Here is a 17640-nt window from a genome sequence, read left to right as displayed (position 1 = left end):
TGAGTTCAATTATTCTTTTTTAGCGCCCAGATATTACCACTAAAGCCAATACGCAGCAGCAGGAATGACACCTTGCAGCAGGTAAAAACGGTCAATAATGCAGCGAACACACCGTTATTCGGCACCCGACAATGGCCAGGGAGTAGAGGGGCAAATCAAAGAAGGGCAGAAATAAAAACGACTGGCTTCCCTGGTCGGAGAGAGTACCAGGTGAACCAGTCGCTTTTCTTACGAAACGGCGTTAACCGTTACGCCAGGACCATAGTCGGTGCTTTGAACGCCAGCGGCAGTTCCGCTTCGTCTTCAAAGGTCACATATTCCCAGGCTTCCTGTTTTGCCAGGACGGCCTGCAACAATTTGTTGTTCAGTGCATGACCGGATTTGAACGCGGTAAATGCACCAATGATGTTGTGACCACACATGAACAGGTCGCCGATCGCATCCAGCATTTTGTGACGAACGAATTCATCTTCAAAACGCAGGCCGTCTTCGTTCAGTACGCGATAATCGTCAACAACGATGGCACAATCGAAGCTGCCGCCCAGGCACAGGCCGCGGGACTGCAGATATTCGATATCACGCATGAAGCCAAACGTACGAGCGCGGCTGATCTGGCGCATAAACGCATCAGCAGAGAAGTTCATCGCGTAGCGCTGAGTGCTGGAGTCAATCGCCGGATGGTTAAAGTCGATGGTAAAGTCCAACGAGAAACCATTGTACGGTTTGAATTCAGCCCACTTGTCGCCATCTTCGACGCGAACGGTCTCTTTGATGCGAACAAATTTCTTAGCACAGTTCAGTTCTTCGATGCCGGCATCCAGCAACAGATAAACGAACGGCGCAGCACTACCATCCATAATCGGGATTTCTGGCGCATCGACTTCAACAATAATGTTGTCGATACCCAGACCCGCCAGGGCGGCGTTCAGGTGCTCTACGGTAGAAATCCGCACGTCATGCTCGTTCACCAGACAAGTACAGAGCATTGTATCACGCACAGATTTGGCATCGGCCGGAAAATCTACCGGTGGATTCAAGTCGGTGCGACGATAGATGACCCCGGTATTGGCCGGCGCAGGGCGTAACGTCAGTGTGACTTTCTTGCCGGTATGTAAACCGACACCCGTCGCCTGAACGATACGTTTAAGTGTCCTTTGTTTGATCATCGTATAATCTCGCCAAATTAACTATCCAACCGAGAGTGTATATCACTAACGGTGGGCCAGTTTAGCACAAAGAGCGCAAATCCCCAAATTCCAGCCAATTCTTAGTCAGCTTGCTTACGCAGGAACGCCGGGATGTCCAGATAATCTGGCTCTTTTGCCGTTTGCGGCGTTGGGTCGTTCACCACTTTCGCGGCCGGTTTTTGCTCCTGAGTCAGAGGAGACATACCGTGCTGCTGGTAACGATCCATTACCGGTTGCTGAGTCTGCTTGTTGGTCACGAGGGTGATCTCAGGACGCTTGTCCATACCGATACCGGTCGCAACAACGGTAACACGCAGCTCGTCGTTCATTTCCGGGTCAAGGGAAGTACCGATTACCACGGTCGCGTTGTCAGAAGCGAACGCGCGGATGGTATTACCCACGGTTTCGAACTCATCCAGACGCAGGTCAAAGCCAGCGGTAATGTTGACCAGCACGCCGCGCGCACCGGACAGATCGATATCTTCCAGCAGTGGAGAAGAGATCGCCATTTCAGCCGCTTCTTCCGCACGGTCTTCGCCGCTCGCCACGCCAGAGCCCATCATCGCGTAGCCCATTTCGGACATGACGGTGCGAACGTCTGCAAAGTCAACGTTCATCAGGCCAGGACGGGTAATCAGTTCTGCGATACCCTGGACCGCGCCTTTAAGCACGTCGTTTGCTGCGCCGAAGGCGTCAAGCAGGGAGATACCACGACCCAGAACTTTCAGCAGCTTGTCGTTCGGGATGGTGATCAGCGAGTCCACATGCTTGGACAGCTCGGTGATACCCTGCTCCGCGAAGGCCATACGCTTTTTGCCTTCGAAGTTGAAAGGCTTGGTCACGACAGCAACGGTCAGGATACCTAAATCTTTAGCTACTTCAGCGACAACAGGTGCTGCACCGGTACCGGTACCGCCGCCCATGCCTGCTGCGATGAAGACCATGTCCGCACCTTCCAGTGCAGCACGCAGGGCTTCACGATCTTCTTCAGCCGCGTTGCGACCGACTTCCGGGTTAGCCCCAGCGCCCAGCCCTTTGGTGATGCCACCGCCGATCTGGATAGTCTGGCCTACTGCCGTTTTACGCAGTGCCTGCGCATCGGTGTTAACTGCGAAGAATTCAACACCTTCAATGCGTTCACGCACCATATGCTCTACGGCGTTACCGCCGCCGCCACCGACGCCGATGACTTTAATCACCGCGTCGTTGGTCAGTTCCATAGGTTCAAACATAATTTCTCTCTCCGTTGTGCCTGTCGCCCGAGACCGCTAATTCTCTCCGGTCTCTTTAAAAAATTAAAACTCTTTTCGCAGCCAGTTGTTCAGTCGTTTGACCCACGACCCCACTGAGACGCGTTTTTCCACTTCCGCTTCACCACTGAGATGAGATTCCTTCCCGTAGTGAAGCAGGCCCACAGCCGTTGAATAGTACGGCTCCTGAGCATAATCCGTTAAACCGGTAATATTCAGCGGCGCACCAATACGCACCTGCGTATGGAACACGCGCTGAGCGCAGGCCGCAAGACCTTCAATTTGCGCTGCACCGCCGGTTAATACAATCCCCGCCGCAAGATGATGCTTAACACCCTGCTGACGAAGCTGTTCCTGAAGCTGTAAAATCTCTTCGTTGACCAGGTTGAGCAGCTCGGTATAGCGCGGCTCAATTACCTCTGCCAACGTCTGGCGCTGCAGGCTACGCGGCGGACGGCCACCCACGCTCGGCACCTCAACGCTCTCATCTTTACCAACGATAGACCCCAGCGCACAGCCGTGGCGTACTTTAATCGCTTCTGCATCGCTCGGTGGCGTACCAAAAGCGTAAGCAATATCGCTGGTCACAACGTTCCCTGCGTAAGGGATCACTTTGGTGTGGCGCAGCGCACCGCCGGTATACACGGCCATGTCCATTGTACCACCACCGATATCGACCACACAGACACCCAGTTCACGTTCGTCTTCGGTCAGCACGGAATAACTTGCCGCCAGACCGGCGAAAATAAGTTGGTCAACTTTCAGGCCACAACGTTCAACGGCTTTTACGATGTTCTTCGCCATATCGTTGTGACATGTGATCAGGTGCACTTTTGCCTGCATACGAACGCCAGACAGACCAACCGGGTTCTTGATCCCTTCCTGGTAGTCAATCGCATATTCCTGCGGGATCACGTGCAGCACGCGATGCTCATCGCGAACGCGCACGGACTTCGCCGTATGCACAACGTTTTCAACATCTTCCTGCGTCACTTCTTCTTCAGAAATCGGCACCATACCGATTTCGTTCTGGCAGCTAATGTGCTTGCCAGAAAGGGCCAGATAGACAGAAGAAATCTGGCAATCTGCCATTAATTCAGCCTGGTCGATGGCGCGCTGTACGCATTTCACCACCGACTCAAGGTCGTTTACCCCACCTTTATCCATACCACGGGACGGGCAACTGCCCACGCCAATGATATTGACCATACCGTCGGGCAGAACTTCCCCTACTAAAGCGGCAACCTTCGCGGTGCCAATCTCCAGTCCAACTACCAGTTTTCTGTCCGTCGCCTTGATCATTGTTGTTCTGCCTGTACCTGTGCCTGATTCTGTTGCTGATTAGGTTCCTCGACCGGAGCCGGCTCCCAACCGACTGCTGCGCCTGAGTCATAGCGCAAATCAACGTAGCTTATCCGTTTGCCGTCCGCCTGCGCCTGCTGTTGTAAAACCGGGTAAAGTTCTACAAAACGCGCAAGACGTTTCATTGTGTCGCCGCGTCCCAGGTTGAGCTTAATGCCGTTCGTCAACGTCAGCTGCCAGGAGCGGCGCGCCGTCATCGCAGCATCTTTTAACGTAAACCTGTCCTTCGCCAGCACCTGCCCCATTTCACGAAAACCCTGCAATACTTCGTTTTCGCTGCCTTCAGGGCCATACAACATCGGTAAATTTTGCTTGTTGACACGATCGCTCGGGACGCTGAAGGAATTTCCATCTACGTCAACCATGTGCTGATCATTCCAACGCGCAATGGGCACATATTCAACCAGATGAATCTTCAATTCATCAGGCCATTGTTTTCTGACACTCGCCTGTTTTATCCAGGGCAGACGTTCAATCTGGCTCTGGATAATATTGACGTCCTGCGTCATAAAGGTGCCGGGCGATCCCAGCGCCAGAATAGACTGGCGAATATCATCGTTACGCGTGTAGTGACGCTCACCGGTCACCACCAGCTTTGACAGCGGCAACCGCTGTGCGTCTTCCATCCAGCCCAGCACCATCCAGCCGCTGATAAACACGGTGCACAGCACCCCGAGCAGGAAAATTATTCCTGCAAGACGCGTTCCATTACTCCGGCGTGAAGAAGTGTATTCTTCTTCGTCATCGCGGTTGCGCGTGTTCAATGCAGCCTGAGACATATCAGCCCGCCTGGTCCAGAATACGTACGACTAACTGCGAGAAGCTCATTCCCGCCTGACGCGCCGCCATCGGCACAAGGCTGTGGCTGGTCATTCCCGGTGAGGTATTGGCTTCCAGCAGATAAAACTGCCCGTCATTGTCCTGCATCACATCAATGCGTCCCCAGCCGCTGCAGCCCAAAACATTCCAGGCTTTAAGCACCAGGGACTGTAATTCGGCTTCGCGCTCTGCTTCAAGACCACAAGGGCAGAAATATTGCGTCTCATCAGAGAGATACTTCGCCTCATAATCATAGAAGACTCCGGCGGGTTGGATGCGAATTGACGGTAAAATTTCTTCGCCAAGCATCGCGACGGTAAATTCCGGCCCGCTGAGCCATTTTTCAATCAGAACTTCTTCATCGTGTTGAAATGCCAGCGTTAAAGCAGATGTTAAATCTTCAGCTTTATCGACCTTTGACATCCCGACGCTCGACCCTTCCCGGCTCGGCTTTACAATAACCGGTAAGCCCAGTGCCGCAATGCGTGTATTAACGCTGTCCGACAGGCCCAATTCAAATTCGCCGCGCGTCAGCGCCACCCACGGCGCAACGGGTAAACCCGCTCCCTGCCAGAGTAACTTACTGCGCAGTTTATCCATAGAGATGGCGGATGCCATCACGCCGCTGCCGGTGTAAGGCAGGCCGATCAGCTCCAGAAGCCCTTGCAGGGTTCCGTCTTCACCGCCACGACCATGTAACGCGATAAAAACCTTATCGAAGCCCATCGCTTTTAATTGCGTCACGTCGACCTCTTTTGGATCGACAATATGTGCGTTTACGCCGCCTTCACGCAGGCCCGCCAGCACGGCAGCGCCGGAATTCAGAGAAACCTCGCGCTCGGCGGAGTTGCCGCCAGAGAGGACTGCAATCTTATCAGCCATGATGCTCATCCTCCTGGGTTTGCGGCTTCAGTTTGATTTCAGCTAAGGTACGGGCGATCTTGCCGATATTTCCCGCCCCCTGAATCAGGATGAGATCGTTACCGGTCAGGACCGGTGCCAGAATTTCCGCCACCTGTGCCGGGTCAGAAACCAGAATAGGGTCAACTTTACCGCGCCCGCGGATGGTACGACACAGGGAACGGCTGTCTGCGCCTGGAATTGGCGTTTCGCCAGCGGCGTAAACATCCAGCATCAGCAGGGTATCCACCTGTGACAGCACGCTGGCGAAATCGTCATAAAGATCGCGGGTACGCGTGAAGCGGTGCGGCTGAAAGATCATCACCAGATTCTTCTCCGGCCAGCCCGCGCGTGCGGCTTTGATGGTCGCGTCCACTTCCGTCGGATGGTGACCGTAGTCGTCCACCAGCATCGCGGTACCTGGCTTACCATTCACCGCATCCAGCGGGAACTCGCCGAGGAAGTCGAAGCGACGCCCCGTCCCCTGGAAGCTTTCCAGCGCACGCAGGATCGCCTCATCATCAATGCCTTCTTCCGTCGCAACAGCCACTGCCGCTGCGGCGTTAAGTGCGTTATGGCGCCCTGGCGCATTCAGCGTGACGTGCAGCAGCTCTTTGTCCTGACGCGCCAGTGTGAAATGCCCCTGCGCACCAATCTGTTTGTACTCTTCCACGCGGACGTCAGCGTCTTCGCTGAAGCCGTAGGTGGTGATTTGACGACCGACGCGCGGCAGCAGCTCGCGGATCACCGGGTCGTCCACGCACATCACCGCGCGGCCATAAAACGGCAGGTTGTGCAGGAAGTTGATGAAGGTCTGCTTTAAGTTTTCGAAGTCGCCCTGGTAAGTATCCATATGGTCGGCTTCGATGTTGGTGACAATCGCCACCATCGGCTGCAGGTGCAGGAACGACGCGTCGCTCTCATCCGCTTCCGCAATCAGATAACGGCTGTGGCCCAGACGCGCATGTACACCTGCGGCTTTCACCAGACCGCCGTTGACAAAGGTCGGATCGAGACCCGCTTCCGCATAAATGCTGGAAACCATCGCCGTGGTCGTGGTTTTACCGTGGGTACCGGCAATCGCAATGCCGTGACGGAACCGCATCAGTTCCGCCAGCATTTCTGCGCGGCGGATCACTGGAATGCGCGCTTCGTGCGCGGCAACGATTTCCGGATTGTCAGAGGAGATGGCGCTCGATACCACCACCACGCTTGCATCGCGCACGTTTTCCGGGCGATGGTTGAAATAGATAGTCGCCCCAAGCGACGCCAGCTGCTGCGTAACAGGGTTTGGCGCCAGGTCAGACCCGCTGATCTGATAACCTTCGTTAGCTAACACTTCGGCAATACCGCCCATGCCGGCACCACCGATGCCAACAAAGTGAATGTGCCGGACGCGACGCATCTCGGGCACGATTGAACGCAGTTTTGCCAGTTGTTGTGTATTCATTCTCTAAACGCCATCGACTACTTAAAATTCGTGCAGCGCAACACGCGCTGCGAGGGTTAAGCCTGGGCTGCCAGACTCACTTCTTTTGCCACCCGTTCCGTCGCATCAGGGATAGCCGCCGCGCGCGCGCGTTCAGCCATCTCAAGCAATACGTCTCTGTTCCAGCCCGCCAGGGTGGTGGCGACCGCGTCGGCGGTAAATTGTGGCTGCTCAAAAACTTTCGCCGCGCCGGCTTTCTCAAGCGGCAGCGCGTTCCAGTACTGCTGTCGGTCTTTGTGCTGGAACGGCACGAACAGCGCTGGCAAGCCGGCGGCGGCGATTTCGCTCACCGTCAGCGCGCCAGAGCGGCAGACCACGACATCGGCCCAGGCATAGGCTGCGGCCATATCGTCAATAAATTCCGTCACTTTATGCTGCGGCTGGCCTTCATCAGCGTACGCCTGCTCAACGGTCTGCTGAGCGCCTTTACCGCTTTGGTGCCAGATAGTCACGGCATCACCCAGCTTTGCCGCCACCTGCGGCATTGTCTGATTCAGAATGCGCGCACCCTGAGAACCACCAACGACCAAAACACGAACCGGGCCTTCACGTCCCGCCAGGCGGGCATCCGGTAGAGGCAGCGCCAGCACGTCGACGCGCACCGGGTTACCCACCACGTCCGCTTTCGGAAACGCGCCGGGAAACGCCTGCATCACTTTGGTGGCGATTTTCGCCAGCCACTTGTTGGTCAGACCGGCAATACCGTTCTGCTCGTGCAGAACAACGGGAATGCCTAACGACCACGCGGCCAGCCCGCCGGGACCAGAAACATAGCCGCCCATACCCAGCACCACATCGGGCTTAAAGCGCTTCATGATGGTGCGCGCCTGACGCCAGGCATTAAAAATACGCACCGGCGCCAGCAGCATGGCCTTGAGGCCTTTGCCTCGCAGGCCGGAAATACGAATAAAGTCGATCTCAATACCATGCTTCGGTACCAGGTCGGCTTCCATGCGGTCTGCGGTTCCCAGCCAGCGTACCTGCCAGCCCTGCTCCATTAAATGGTGCGCAACCGCCAGCCCCGGGAACACGTGTCCACCGGTACCGCCTGCCATCACCATTAACCGCTTCGGTTGATTCATCGTGAACCTCGTGTAAACGCCTGGGCTTTCTCCAGACGCGTCTCATAATCTATGCGTAACAAAAACATAATGGCCGTCGACATGATCAACAGGCTCGAACCACCATAGCTGATCAGCGGCAACGTCAGACCTTTGGTCGGCAGCATACCCGCTGCGGCCCCGACGTTAACCAGCGCCTGGAAGCTAAACCAGATACCAATTGAGCAGGCTAAGAAGCCTGAGAAGCGGTGATCGATCTCCAGCGCTTTTCGGCCAATCGACATGGCGCGGAAAGCGACGAAGAATACCATTAAAAGCGCTAATACCACACCGATATAACCCAGTTCTTCCCCAATAATGGAGAAGATGAAGTCGGTGTGCGCCTCCGGTAAATACTCCAGTTTCTGTACCGAGTTGCCCAGACCTTGCCCCCAGACTTCACCGCGGCCAAACGCCATCAGCGACTGCGTCAGCTGGTAACCGCTACCGAACGGATCTTCCCACGGGTTCCAGAACGAGGTCACGCGGCGGATACGGTAAGGCTCGGCGAGGATCAGCAGCACCACCGCTGAAATCCCCATCCCGATGATGGCGATGAACTGCCACAGCTTGGCCCCTGCCAGGAACAGCATCGCCAGCGTGGTGACAAACAGTACGACAACGGTCCCGAGGTCAGGCTGCGCCAGCAGCAGGATCGCCAGCACCAGAATGACGCCCATCGGCTTTAAGAAGCCGCGAAGGTTGTTACGCACCTCATCGACTTTTCGCACCAGGTAGTTTGCCAGGTAGCAGAATAACGAAAGCTTGGTGAACTCCGCAGGCTGAATACGCAGCGGGCCGAAGGCGATCCAGCGTGATGCCCCGTTAACGGAGCTCCCGACAACCAGCACGATCAGCAGCATGATAATGGAGGCGATCAGCATCGCGGTACTGTGGCGCTGCCAGAACGCCATCGGCAGACGAAGCGTTACCAGTGCCAGGCAGAACGCCAGAATGATGTACAGCCCGTCACGCTTGGCGAACAGGAAGGGATCGTTCGCCAGACGCTGTCCAACGGGCATAGAGGCTGAGGTCACCATGATAAATCCGATCGCCGCCAGCCCCAGCGTCAGCCAGAACAGGGTGCGGTCGTACATAATCAGGCTATCGGAATCTTTATCCCGTGAAGCCATCACCCAGCCTTTCAGCGCCGCAAACAGCCACACCAGAATTCCAAATCCTGGCAGGCGCGGCATTTTCAGGCGAGGGAGAGATAAACGCATCAGCCTAACTCCTTCGCAAGGCGGGTAAAGACATCGCCACGCTGTTCGAAATTCTTAAACTGATCGAGGCTGGCGCACGCCGGGGAGAGCAGAACCATGTCGCCAGGCTGCACGCGCGGGGCAATCAGGCGCATCGCCTGTTCCATCGTTTCAGTTTGCTCAGCAACTTCCGGGCGTAGTTCAGCCAGCTCGCTGCCGTCACGGCCAAAGCAGTACAGGCGGATGTTATCGCCAGTGAGGTACTGTTTCAGGGAGGAGAAATCAGCGGATTTGCCGTCGCCACCCAACAGAAGATGCAGGGTGCCGTCAACGTGCAGACCGTTCAGCGCGGCCTCCGTGCTTCCCACGTTGGTCGCTTTGGAGTCGTTAATCCAGCGCACGCCGTTATGCTCCAGCGCCAGCTGGAAACGGTGTGCCAGGCCGGAAAACGTGGTCAACGCTTTCAGGCTGGAAGAGCGCGGCAGCCCTACGGCATCTGCCAGTGCCAGCGCCGCCAGGGCATTGGTATAGTTGTGCTGGCCGGAAAGCTTCATCTCCTTCACGTTCAGCACCTTTTCACCTTTCACGCGCAGCCAGGTTTCGCCCAGCTGGCGGTTCAGATGATAATCACCCATGGTGATACCAAAGCTGATGCAGCGCTCGTCCGCGCCGCGCACCGGCATGGTCAGCGCGTCGTCGGCGTTAACCACGCAAACTTTGGCATTTTCGTAAACACGCAGCTTGGCCGCGCGATACTGCTGCAGACCAAACGGATACCGATCCATATGATCTTCCGTCACGTTGAGGATCGTTGCCGCCGCCGCATGCAGGCTGGAGGTGGTTTCAAGCTGGAAGCTGGAAAGTTCCAGAACGTACAGCTCGCAGCCTTTGTCCAGCAGCATCAGCGCGGGCAGACCGATATTGCCGCCTACCCCTACGTTCATGCCTGCCGCTTTCGCCATTTCACCCACCAGGGTAGTGACGGTGCTTTTGCCGTTAGAACCGGTGATCGCGATAACCGGCGCCTGCGCTTCGCGGCAGAACAGCTCGATATCGCCGACAATCTCAACGCCCGCATCCGCAGCAGCGCTCAGTGAAGGGTGCGCCAGCGCCATACCCGGGCTGGCGACAATCAGATCGGCTGCCAGCAGCCAGTCATCATTCAGACCACCAAGGTGGCGTTCAACCTGTTCCGGCAGTTTGTCCAGACCCGGCGGAGAGACACGCGTATCCATCACACGCGGCGTCACGCCGCGCGCAAGGAAAAAGTCCACGCAGGAGAGGCCAGTGAGGCCTAACCCGATGATAACGACTTTTTTACCCTGGTAATCTGCCATGATTAACGTACCTTCAGCGTTGCCAGGCCAATCAGCACCAGCATCAGCGAAATAATCCAGAAGCGCACAATCACGCGCGGCTCCGGCCAGCCTTTCAGTTCATAGTGGTGGTGGATCGGCGCCATACGGAAGATGCGCTGACCGCGCAGCTTGAAGGAGCCGACCTGCAAAATCACCGACAGGGTTTCAACCACAAACACGCCGCCCATGATCACCAGCAGGAACTCCTGACGCAGCAGCACGGCGATAATGCCCAGCGCGCCGCCCAGCGCCAGAGAACCGACGTCACCCATAAAGACCTGCGCCGGATAAGTGTTGAACCAGAGGAAGCCCAGCCCCGCGCCGACTATCGCCGTACAGACGATCACCAGCTCACCCGCGTGACGCAGATAAGGGATGTGCAGGTAGTTCGCAAAGTTCATGTTACCGGTCGCCCACGCCACCAGCGCAAAACCAGCCGCCACGAAGACGGTTGGCATAATCGCCAGACCATCCAGGCCATCGGTCAGGTTAACGGCGTTACCGGTACCAACAATTACAAAGTAGGCCAGCAGGATGTAGAACAGCCCCAGCTGCGGCATCACGTCTTTAAAGAACGGCACCACCAGTTCGGTGGCGGGCGTATCTTTTCCTGCCAGATACAGCGCGAAGGCAACGCCCAGCGCAATCACTGACATCCAGAAATACTTCCAGCGGGCAATCAGGCCCTTCGTGTCTTTGCGGACGACTTTACGGTAATCATCCACAAACCCGATAATGCCGTAGCCCACCAGTACGGTCAGCACGCACCAGACGTACGGGTTAGACGGATAGGCCCACAGCAGTACAGAAACGACGATCGCGGTCAGGATCATGATCCCGCCCATCGTCGGCGTACCGCGCTTGCTGAAGTGCGACTCCGGACCGTCGTTACGTACGACCTGGCCGAAAGAGAGTTTTTGCAGACGGGCAATCATGCGCGGGCCCATCCACAACGAGATGAACAGCGCAGTCAGCAGGCTGACGATGGCGCGAAACGTCAGATACGAAAAGACGTTAAAGCCTGAATAATATTTGACCAAATGTTCGGCCAGCCAAACTAACATGTCCCGTTCTCCTGTAATGCGTGCACAACCTCTTCCATGGCGGCACTACGTGAACCTTTCACTAACACTGTCACAATTTGTTTTTCTGTAATCAATGCCTTAAGGCGCTCAATCAACGCGGCTTTGTCGGCAAAATGTTCGCCAACGCCGCTGGCATGGCTAATCGCCTGGCTCAGTTTTCCTGCGCTCAGCACGCAGTCCAGTCCCGCCGCTTTCGCCGCTTCACCCACCTGGGTATGACAGGCTTCGCTTTCATCGCCCAGCTCCGCCATGTCGCCAACCACCATGACGCGGTAGCCCGGCATTTCAGATAGCACCTGCACCGCCGCCGTCATTGAGCCGACGTTCGCGTTGTAGGAGTCATCAAGCAGCAATTTGTTTTCTGCAAGCGGGATCGGGTACAGGCGTCCCGGCACGGCTTTCAAATTCGCCAGCCCGGTTTTAATCGCCTCGTGTGACGCTCCCACCGCCGTCGACAAGGCCGCTGCTGCCAGCGCATTGGCGATGTTATGGCGTCCCGGCAGCGGTAACAGCACGTCTACGTCACCCGTTGGGGTAGCAAGCGTGAATTCCGTACCGTGCGACGTCACATGGATATTGGTCGCGGTAAAGTCACTGTTGGCCGCGTTCGGCGAGAAGCGCCAGGTTTTACGCGAGCCAATGATGCTCTGCCAGTTCAGCCAGTCGTTGTTGTCGGCATTGAGAATGGCAATGCCGTCAGCAGGCAGACCGGTGTAGATTTCGCCTTTCGCTTTTGCCACGCCTTCCAGCGAGCCAAAGCCTTCCAGATGCGCTGCCGCGAGGTTATTCACCAGCGCCGCTTCCGGGCGAGTCAGGCTCACGGTCCAGGCGATTTCGCCCTGGTGGTTTGCCCCTAACTCGATCACCGCAAACTCATGCTCTTTAGTAAGGCGAAGTAATGTCATCGGCACGCCGATGTCATTATTGAGGTTGCCTGCGGTATAAAGCGTATTACCGCACTGGCTGAGGATGGCCGCCGTCATCTCTTTCACTGACGTTTTGCCCGATGACCCAGTCAGCGCGACAACGCGAGCAGGCACCTGCTGACGAACCCAGGCGGCCAGTTCACCGAACGCGAGACGCGTATCGCTCACCACTATCTGCGGTAAATCGATATCCAGCCTGCGGCTGACCAGCAGCGCGCCAGCGCCGTTTTCTTTGGCCTGTCCGGCAAAATCATGCGCGTCAAAACGTTCGCCTTTCAGCGCCACAAACAGACAGCCCGCGGTCACTTTACGGGTGTCGGTGGTGACCGCGTCAATGGTCAGATCCTGGCCCAGCAGCTCGCCGTGCAGTACCGCAGCGGCCTGGCTTAAGGTGATGCTAATCATGCGACGACTCCCAGCAGACGCGCTGCCGTTACGCGGTCAGAGTAGTCCAGACGACGATTGCCAACAATCTGATAGTCTTCATGGCCTTTACCGGCCAGCAGAACGACATCATTTTCTTTTGCCTGCATGATGGTGTTTGTCACGGCTTCCGCGCGGCCTTCCACCACACGGGCGCGACCGGCGTCCAGCATACCCGCCAGAATGTCGTTGATGATGGCGCGCGGCTCTTCGGTACGCGGATTGTCATCGGTGACCACAGGAATGTCCGCGAACTGCTCCGCAATGGCGCCCATCAGGGGACGTTTACCTTTGTCGCGATCGCCACCGCAGCCGAAGACGCACCAGAGTTTACCGGTGCAGTGCAGGCGTGCCGCTTCCAGCGCTTTTTCCAGCGCATCCGGCGTGTGGGCATAATCGACAACCACGGTCGGTTTGCCCGGCGCGCTAAACACTTCCATACGGCCGCAAACCGGCTGGAGACGCGCTGACGTTTTCAGCAGTTCCGCCATCGGATAACCCAGCGCCAGCAGCGTTGCCAGCGCCAGCTGCAGGTTGCTGACGTTGAACGCCCCCATCAGGCGGCTTTCAATTTCACCTTCACCCCAGGAAGAGGCAAAGCGGATCGTCGCGCCACTGTCGTGATAGTTAACGTCAACGGCCTTCAGCCAGCGGCCGTGGCAGTTCGGATTGATATGGTCTTCCATCGACACCGCTACCGCGTCTGGCAGCTTCGCAAGCCAGCGGCGGCCCACTTCGTCGTCGGCGTTGATAATGGCCTGGCCGTAATGGTGAGTAGAGAACAGCAGCCATTTCGCGGCTTCGTAGTGTTCCATATCACCATGATAATCAAGGTGATCGCGGCTCAGGTTGGTGAACACTGAAGCAGCAAACTTCAGTGCTGCGACGCGGTGCTGTACCAGGCCGTGCGAAGAAACTTCCATCGCGGCAAAGGTTGCCCCCTGCCCTGCCAGACCGGCAAGCACGTGCTGTACGTCAACCGCCGAACCGGTGGTGTTTTCCGTCGGGCTCACTTTGCCCAGCAGGCCGTTACCCACGGTACCCATCACCGCACCGGTTTCACCCAGCAACTGAGCCCACTGCGCCATCAACTGCGTGGTGGTGGTTTTTCCGTTCGTGCCCGTCACGCCAACCAGACGCAGCTGGTCGGAAGGTTCGTGATAAAAGCGTCCTGCCAGTGCAGAGAGACGCTCATTCAACTGGCTGAGATAGATAACCGGCACCCCGTGCATTTCACGGATCTCACCGTCGGTTGCCTCGTCTTTAGCCTCAGCAATAATGGCAGCCACACCTTGCGCAATCGCCTGCGGGATATAACGACGCCCGTCCGCCTGATGACCAACCACTGCCACAAAAAGATCGCCAGAAGCAGCCACGCGGCTGTCCAGTACCATCTCTCGCAGTGCTCGCTCCGGTGCATTTGGCACCCACGGAGCGAGAAGGTCGCGCAAATTACGATCTGCCACCTGTACCCTCGCCTTGATTAATTACAAATTCACTTTTTTCGCCCGTCGCCAGCGCATCTGGTTCAACGTTCATGGTGCGTAACACGCCGCCCATGATGGCGCCAAACACAGGCGCGGAAACGGCGCCGCCGTAGTATTTACCCGCCTGTGGATCGTTAATCACGACCACCAGCGCAAAACGCGGATTGCTTGCAGGCGCAACGCCTGCGGTATAGGCAATGTATTTGTTGATGTAGCGGCCGTCTGGCCCCACCTTTTTCGCCGTACCGGTTTTAATGGCGATGCGATAGCCTTTGATGGCCGCCTTCACGCCGCCGCCGCCCGGCAGCGCCACGCTTTCCATCATGTGCACAACGGTACGAACGATGGATTCCGGGAAGATACGCTCGCCCGGAACCGGTGGATCAACTTTGGTGATGGACAGCGGGCGATAGACGCCGTAGCTGCCAATCGTTGCGTAGACTCGCGCTAACTGTAACGGGGTTACCATTAGCCCGTAGCCGAAAGAGAAGGTGGCCCTCTCTATGTCAGACCACCGTTGTTTTTGAGGATATAAGCCACTGCGTTCTCCGACCAACCCCAAATTGGTCGCCTTTCCAAGTCCAAAACGTGAGTAAGTCTCTACTAACGCTGAGGACGGCATCGCTAACGCCAGCTTTGAAACACCGACGTTACTCGACTTCTGTAACACCCCGGTCAGGGTCAATTCGCTGTAGCGCGCCACGTCTTTAATCTCGTGGCCGTTAATACGGTAAGGGATCGTGTTCAGGACCGTATTTTCATTGACGATACCGCGCTGAAGCGCCGTCATCACCACCATCGGTTTCACCGTGGAGCCGGGTTCGAACACGTCGGTAATCGCCCGGTTACGCATCGCATCTTTTGCGGTGCCGGTAAAGTTGTTCGGGTTGTAGGAAGGACTGTTGGCCATGGCCAGCACTTCTCCGGTGCTGACATCCACCAGCACGGCGCTGCCGGATTCTGCCTTGTTAAACGCCACGGCGTTGTTCAGCTCGCGGTAGACCAGCGCCTGCAGGCGCTCGTCGATACTTAGGGCCAGGTTATGCGCTGCCTGACTGTCCGTGGAGGAGATATCTTCGATGACGCGCCCGTAGCGGTCCTTACGCACAATTCGCTCGCCCGGCTGGCCGGTGAGCCACTTATCGAAGCTTTTTTCAACGCCCTCAATCCCCTGGCTGTCGACGTTGGTGAAGCCAATGAGGTGAGCGGTTACTTCGCCGGACGGATAGTAACGACGGGATTCTTCGCGCAGATGAATGCCCGGCAGCTTCAGTTTTCGAATGTAGTCCGCCATGTCAGGGTTAACCTGACGCGCCAGATAGATAAAACGCCCTTTCGGGTTCGCATTAACGCGGGAAGCCAGCTGATCCAGCGGCATTTTCAGCGCATCTGACAGCGCTTTCCAGCGGTTATCAAGGGTAATACCACCGGCGTCGTGCAGCTCTTTCGGATCGGCCCAGATCGCCTTCACCGGCACGCTCACCGCCAGCGGACGACCGGAACGGTCGGTGATCATCCCGCGGGAGGTAGAGACTTCCTGAACGCGCAGAGAGCGCATATCGCCCTGGCGTACCAGCATGTCAGGGGCGATGATTTGCAGCCAGGCCACGCGTCCCAGCAGAAAACCCAGCGCCAGTAAAATGCAGCCGCAAAGCAACGCAAAACGCCAACTGATAAAGTTGGCCTGTTCTTCCTGACGTTTTGGTTTTAGCGTTTTTGCCGCTGCTTTCATGCGTCGCGTTTTCCCTTATTTTTGTACTACGATATTTTCCTGTGAAGGATCAACATGCTGCAGCTGCAGCTTTTCCGTTGCGATCCGTTCAACCCGGCTGTGATCGCCGAGCGCGTTTTCTTCAAGGATCAGATTTCGCCATTCAATATCCAGCGCATCGCGTTCCAGTACCATCTGCTCGCGTTGCGCAGTCAATAAACGTGTATGGTGGGCTGTCGTCACCACCGTAACTGCCGTGACAATGATGCAAATGAACAGACAGAGTGGCAGTTTCCCAAACCGCAAAAGATCGTCGCCGATCACGCCAGGCAAGGCATGGCGCTCGTTGCTTCCTAACGAATCCTTAACTTTGCTTAGGGTCTCTGTCACTCTGCCGATCATGCGTTCGTCCTCTCTGCAACACGCAGCACTGAACTACGGGCGCGTGGATTCTCTGCCACTTCTTCTTCGCCCGGCATCAACTTGCCTAATGCTCGCAACTGACGGCCGCCCAGCTTCCTGAGTTGTTCTTCCGTCATCGGCAGCCCCGCTGGCACCTGAGGACCGCGGCTTTGTTCACGCATGAAGCGTTTCACAATACGGTCTTCCAGCGAATGGAAGCTGATGATGGATAACCGCCCACCCGGGGCCAGCACGTCGAGCGAGCTTTTTAGCGCCAGCTCTATTTCCTCCAGTTCACTGTTTACCCAGATGCGAACCGCCTGGAAGGTACGGGTCGCGGGATGTTTGTGCTTATCCTTCACCGGCGTTGCCGCCGCGATCACCTCGGCCAACTCTTTCGTGCGGGTCATCGGCTCAATGCGGTTGCGCTCAACAATGGCGCGCGCAATACGTTTGCCAAAGCGCTCTTCGCCAAACGTTTTGATGACCCACGCAATATCGGCTTCGTCAGCGGTCTGTAACCACTCGGCGGCGGATTGTCCGCGCGTCGGGTCCATCCGCATATCCAGCGGACCATCGCGCATAAAGGAAAAACCGCGTTCAGCGTCATCAAGCTGGGGTGAAGAGACGCCAAGATCGAGAAGAATCCCGTCGATCTTGCCCGTCAGACCGCGCTCGGCCACATAGTCCGCGAGCGCAGAGAAAGGTCCATGCACGATGGAAAAGCGTGGGTCATTGATGGTCTGTGCAACGGCAATTGCCTGCGGATCGCGATCGATTGCCAGCAGGCGTCCTTCCTCTCCAAGCTGAGAGAGGATCAAACGCGAGTGACCGCCGCGACCAAACGTGCCATCAATGTAGATGCCATCCGGACGAATATTCAGGCCGTTAACGGCCTCGTCCAGTAACACCGTTGTATGTTTATAATTTTCCATCATA

General features: G+C 56.6%; 15 protein-coding genes. All 15 read right to left on the bottom strand.

The window, feature by feature from the left end; genetic code table 11:
- Positions 1-248: 248 nt before the first annotated feature.
- Positions 249-1166, bottom strand: a complete 918-nt coding sequence (gene lpxC, locus ACMGGH_RS09185) for a UDP-3-O-acyl-N-acetylglucosamine deacetylase (RefSeq protein WP_006810110.1) — start codon at positions 1164-1166, stop codon at positions 249-251.
- Positions 1167-1267: 101 nt separating this feature from the next.
- On the bottom strand, positions 1268-2419 hold the full coding sequence (gene ftsZ, locus ACMGGH_RS09180; protein WP_008501978.1) for a cell division protein FtsZ: 1152 nt from the start codon (positions 2417-2419) through the stop codon (positions 1268-1270).
- A gap of 63 nt (positions 2420-2482) precedes the next feature.
- Positions 2483-3739: a cell division protein FtsA gene (gene ftsA / locus ACMGGH_RS09175; protein WP_006173845.1), complete on the bottom strand. Its 1257-nt coding sequence runs from the start codon at positions 3737-3739 to the stop codon at positions 2483-2485.
- A complete protein-coding gene (gene ftsQ / locus ACMGGH_RS09170) occupies positions 3736-4578 on the bottom strand; it encodes a cell division protein FtsQ (protein WP_045259458.1) in 843 nt (280 codons plus the stop codon). The genes ftsA and ftsQ overlap by 4 nt, the downstream gene beginning before the upstream one ends.
- 1 nt (position 4579) lies before the next feature.
- Positions 4580-5500, bottom strand: a complete 921-nt coding sequence (locus ACMGGH_RS09165) for a D-alanine--D-alanine ligase (RefSeq protein WP_126326308.1) — start codon at positions 5498-5500, stop codon at positions 4580-4582.
- A complete protein-coding gene (murC, locus tag ACMGGH_RS09160; RefSeq protein ID WP_028015510.1) occupies positions 5493-6968 on the bottom strand; it encodes a UDP-N-acetylmuramate--L-alanine ligase in 1476 nt (491 codons plus the stop codon). The genes ACMGGH_RS09165 and murC overlap by 8 nt, the downstream gene beginning before the upstream one ends.
- A gap of 56 nt (positions 6969-7024) precedes the next feature.
- A complete protein-coding gene (gene murG / locus ACMGGH_RS09155) occupies positions 7025-8089 on the bottom strand; it encodes an undecaprenyldiphospho-muramoylpentapeptide beta-N-acetylglucosaminyltransferase (RefSeq protein WP_232948617.1) in 1065 nt (354 codons plus the stop codon).
- Positions 8086-9330 (bottom strand): cell division protein FtsW, encoded by a 1245-nt coding sequence (gene ftsW / locus ACMGGH_RS09150; RefSeq protein WP_028015508.1) that lies wholly within the window; start codon positions 9328-9330, stop codon positions 8086-8088. The genes murG and ftsW overlap by 4 nt, the downstream gene beginning before the upstream one ends.
- Entirely contained in the window at positions 9330-10646 is a 1317-nt protein-coding gene (murD, locus tag ACMGGH_RS09145) for a UDP-N-acetylmuramoyl-L-alanine--D-glutamate ligase (RefSeq protein ID WP_028015507.1), read from the bottom strand. The genes ftsW and murD overlap by 1 nt, the downstream gene beginning before the upstream one ends.
- Before the next feature lie 2 nt (positions 10647-10648).
- Complete coding sequence (gene mraY / locus ACMGGH_RS09140) at positions 10649-11731, bottom strand: phospho-N-acetylmuramoyl-pentapeptide-transferase (protein WP_008501985.1); 1083 nt, start codon at positions 11729-11731, stop codon at positions 10649-10651.
- Entirely contained in the window at positions 11725-13083 is a 1359-nt protein-coding gene (murF, locus tag ACMGGH_RS09135) for a UDP-N-acetylmuramoyl-tripeptide--D-alanyl-D-alanine ligase (RefSeq protein WP_048960680.1), read from the bottom strand. Before murF ends, mraY begins: the two co-directional genes overlap by 7 nt.
- Positions 13080-14567, bottom strand: coding sequence for a UDP-N-acetylmuramoyl-L-alanyl-D-glutamate--2,6-diaminopimelate ligase (gene murE, locus ACMGGH_RS09130; RefSeq protein ID WP_232948618.1), 1488 nt, complete (start codon positions 14565-14567; stop codon positions 13080-13082). Before murE ends, murF begins: the two co-directional genes overlap by 4 nt.
- Entirely contained in the window at positions 14554-16320 is a 1767-nt protein-coding gene (locus ACMGGH_RS09125) for a peptidoglycan glycosyltransferase FtsI (RefSeq protein ID WP_028015504.1), read from the bottom strand. Before ACMGGH_RS09125 ends, murE begins: the two co-directional genes overlap by 14 nt.
- A gap of 15 nt (positions 16321-16335) precedes the next feature.
- A complete protein-coding gene (ftsL, locus tag ACMGGH_RS09120; protein ID WP_008501989.1) occupies positions 16336-16701 on the bottom strand; it encodes a cell division protein FtsL in 366 nt (121 codons plus the stop codon).
- Positions 16698-17639, bottom strand: a complete 942-nt coding sequence (gene rsmH, locus ACMGGH_RS09115; protein ID WP_232948619.1) for a 16S rRNA (cytosine(1402)-N(4))-methyltransferase RsmH — start codon at positions 17637-17639, stop codon at positions 16698-16700. Before rsmH ends, ftsL begins: the two co-directional genes overlap by 4 nt.
- Position 17640 lies beyond the last annotated feature (1 nt).

Origin of the sequence: Enterobacter sp. BNK-16, assembly GCF_048684955.1 — a bacterium.
In the GTDB taxonomy this organism is placed as follows: domain Bacteria; phylum Pseudomonadota; class Gammaproteobacteria; order Enterobacterales; family Enterobacteriaceae; genus Enterobacter; species Enterobacter bugandensis.
This window is presented reverse-complemented; position numbering and strand designations above follow the sequence as displayed.

Excerpts from the sequence above, each read along its gene's own strand:
- lpxC (WP_006810110.1), bottom strand. The coding sequence starts at position 1,166 with ATGATCAAACAAAGGACACTTAAACGTATCGTTCAGGCGACGGGTGTC.
- ftsZ (WP_008501978.1), bottom strand. The coding sequence starts at position 2,419 with ATGTTTGAACCTATGGAACTGACCAACGACGCGGTGATTAAAGTCATC.
- ftsA (WP_006173845.1), bottom strand. The coding sequence starts at position 3,739 with ATGATCAAGGCGACGGACAGAAAACTGGTAGTTGGACTGGAGATTGGC.
- ftsQ (WP_045259458.1), bottom strand. The coding sequence starts at position 4,578 with ATGTCTCAGGCTGCATTGAACACGCGCAACCGCGATGACGAAGAAGAA.
- ACMGGH_RS09165 (WP_126326308.1), bottom strand. The coding sequence starts at position 5,500 with ATGGCTGATAAGATTGCAGTCCTCTCTGGCGGCAACTCCGCCGAGCGC.
- murC (WP_028015510.1), bottom strand. The coding sequence starts at position 6,968 with ATGAATACACAACAACTGGCAAAACTGCGTTCAATCGTGCCCGAGATG.
- murG (WP_232948617.1), bottom strand. The coding sequence starts at position 8,089 with ATGAATCAACCGAAGCGGTTAATGGTGATGGCAGGCGGTACCGGTGGA.
- ftsW (WP_028015508.1), bottom strand. The coding sequence starts at position 9,330 with ATGCGTTTATCTCTCCCTCGCCTGAAAATGCCGCGCCTGCCAGGATTT.
- murD (WP_028015507.1), bottom strand. The coding sequence starts at position 10,646 with ATGGCAGATTACCAGGGTAAAAAAGTCGTTATCATCGGGTTAGGCCTC.
- mraY (WP_008501985.1), bottom strand. The coding sequence starts at position 11,731 with ATGTTAGTTTGGCTGGCCGAACATTTGGTCAAATATTATTCAGGCTTT.
- murF (WP_048960680.1), bottom strand. The coding sequence starts at position 13,083 with ATGATTAGCATCACCTTAAGCCAGGCCGCTGCGGTACTGCACGGCGAG.
- ACMGGH_RS09125 (WP_028015504.1), bottom strand. The coding sequence starts at position 16,320 with ATGAAAGCAGCGGCAAAAACGCTAAAACCAAAACGTCAGGAAGAACAG.
- ftsL (WP_008501989.1), bottom strand. The coding sequence starts at position 16,701 with ATGATCGGCAGAGTGACAGAGACCCTAAGCAAAGTTAAGGATTCGTTA.
- rsmH (WP_232948619.1), bottom strand. The coding sequence starts at position 17,639 with ATGATGGAAAATTATAAACATACAACGGTGTTACTGGACGAGGCCGTT.